The 2,144-nt window shown below is 55.5% G+C and carries 3 protein-coding genes; 2 read left to right on the top strand and 1 reads right to left on the bottom strand.

Annotated elements, in window-relative coordinates; genetic code table 11:
• Positions 1-328: 328 nt before the first annotated feature.
• Entirely contained in the window at positions 329-991 is a 663-nt protein-coding gene (locus KYG_RS15035) for a hypothetical protein (RefSeq protein WP_050813867.1), read from the top strand.
• A gap of 61 nt (positions 992-1,052) precedes the next feature.
• Positions 1,053-1,424 carry a hypothetical protein gene (locus KYG_RS15030; protein WP_034694852.1) on the top strand — a complete coding sequence of 124 codons (372 nt, stop codon included), beginning with the start codon at positions 1,053-1,055 and terminating at the stop codon, positions 1,422-1,424.
• Between the two features lie 40 nt (positions 1,425-1,464).
• Here KYG_RS15030 and KYG_RS15025 read toward each other — a convergent pair whose 3' ends face one another.
• Positions 1,465-1,830: an antitoxin Xre/MbcA/ParS toxin-binding domain-containing protein gene (locus KYG_RS15025; protein WP_237707273.1), complete on the bottom strand. Its 366-nt coding sequence runs from the start codon at positions 1,828-1,830 to the stop codon at positions 1,465-1,467.
• Positions 1,831-2,144 lie beyond the last annotated feature (314 nt).

Below are 2,144 nucleotides of genomic sequence, written 5' to 3'. Positions count from 1 at the left end.
ACTTGTGATTGACGATGAGCCCAGTGAGTTTCCAGCGGGATTCCCTCTTCAGATGGTGGTCTGTGATCCCGCCATTGGCATCACCTGCCCGCGGGTCAAGAGCCAGGTCACTGCGTGGTTGAGCCACAAAAAACCCATCCCTTTAGATGGGGAGTAGCTGTCGGGAAGCGCATGGTGAAAGCGAGTCAGGTCCCAACTACTACCGCCTGTGTCCATTGACTCGGCAAAGCGTTCGTGCCGCTACGGCGCTCAGACCCATGCACCACTCGCACGCTTCGTCTCAGCCACTTGCGCTCAATTTTCGCTTCATTCATTTGGGTGAGTCCACATGAAAAATCCGCACTATGAGTATCTGCGAAGGCGCATGCGCGAGTACCACCGCACGCACCAGTGGCGCCTGTCGGAGGGCGGTCTGTTCATTCCTCACGCCTACTGGAACATGGGGCCTGACAGCCTGTCGACCTGGGATGACGTTGGATTCATTCTCAATGGACGGCGCGTGATCGTCTGGTGGCAACACCCCAGACGGATTTATGGGGAAGCAATTTCCTCCATGGCATGGAAGGAAGCAGGAGATGGCCCTCGCGATGACTGGCTCTTCGAGGGAGGGACCAAGAACTACAAGATGGTTGGAAAGTCGAAAAGGCGTAAAAAGCTGTTCACCACCACCAGTCGCGCTCCCTCTGAAGCCCAGACGGAGCATTACGCAAAGCTTCAGGCAATTGAAGAACGGCTGACGCGGGATGGGATTGACTTGGAGGTCCGCCCATCCTGGAAATGGGAGCGTCTCAATTGGGCGATGGGCGTCAGCCTTGTGGCGCCGCTTGAAGTCCGGAATGAAAAGGAACTGGCGGAAGTGGCGCGGCTGGCCCGAGCGCTCATCTTGCAGAAAACCAGTTTGACCGACGAGTTCCCCGGCCTTGTTTACGACAAAGCAAGCTGGCTTCGTGAGCAGGCGTTATTGACCCACACCCGTGACGCGAAAGCCTGACGAGGCGCTTGAGGTGTCATGGGAGATACCCACTGTACGAGGCAATTTGAAAGGAATTGATATGACGACTGACCGCGCCAGCTATCCAGGCGTACCGGATGATTTTCCGGTGAGTGCAATTACATCTGCCATTGGTGGAGCTCATCCAAAAATGAGCCTTGTTGACGAAGATGGAAAGTTCTATGCACCGGGCACTGCGCCCTCAGAGGTCACTGCTGCTTTCCACATGTGTGACGATCTGGTCTCGCAGATGGTCCCGTACTGTCAACGAAAGCTGGCGACCTTCGAAGGGGACCAGCAAGCAACCGTGAAGGCTGCATTAAAAGGTCTTGTGGCCAAGCGATGGTGCTCTGATGCGCAGTGCGTCTGGATCATGCGCAGAGTTGTTCGAGAACTGCAGTGGCCTGTGGGCGACAGTGCTTTGGAAATTTGAGCCCATGAGCTTGTCATCGTATGCCGTTAACAGGAAACAGCTAAATACCTTTTTGACTTTCTCGCTCTTGAACTGGCAAAGCCTCAATCTCGCTCATGAAGTCCGCACTGGCGCGGCTCCCCGATGACAACAGGATTGACATGACTTTGTCAAATCCAGCGGGGCTTCGCGCCACCTCCTCAGGGCAAGCTCCATCAAGCTGCGAGTTCGGCGCGGTCAGCCAATCCTGCACCTTATTCCACGAGTGGAAGGCCACGAAAGCAGCGTGATCAAGCGCCATCAATCTCTCATAGTCCGGACTTCCAAATTCGCGGCCTACAGGTGGCGCATCCAGCCAAGCATTGTCCTCACTCGAATCAGGGAGCGAAAAATTCCTCCAGTGTTTCCGGGCTTGGTTTTTCGACATGGCCAATGTTACTTGTGGCGACGTTTTTTGTGCAATGCCAGCAGCTCGCTCATGGTGAATCGCCATTTGGGGGACAAGCGAGCCTGGAGGCTGGGCAAGGCCCGAGGCACAGCAGGGCGATCTCAAAACCATGCCCAGATGCGGCGCAACAATGCGGGAGCTGGTCTGGCAGGACGGAATACGTAACGGGCTGGTTTGTACATGGCCATATCTGTGCGGGATTTCACGATACTGTACAAAACATCAGTATTTTGCACAAGCCCGCCACTGTACCCCCAGGCACGTCGCCAAAGGCATCAGAATCTCCGCGCTAG

This window comes from Acidovorax sp. NO-1 (assembly GCF_000238595.1).
In the GTDB taxonomy this organism is placed as follows: Bacteria; Pseudomonadota; Gammaproteobacteria; order Burkholderiales; family Burkholderiaceae_C; genus Acidovorax.
The sequence above is the reverse complement of the archived record's forward strand: the minus strand, read 5'-3'. Positions and strand labels throughout refer to the sequence as shown.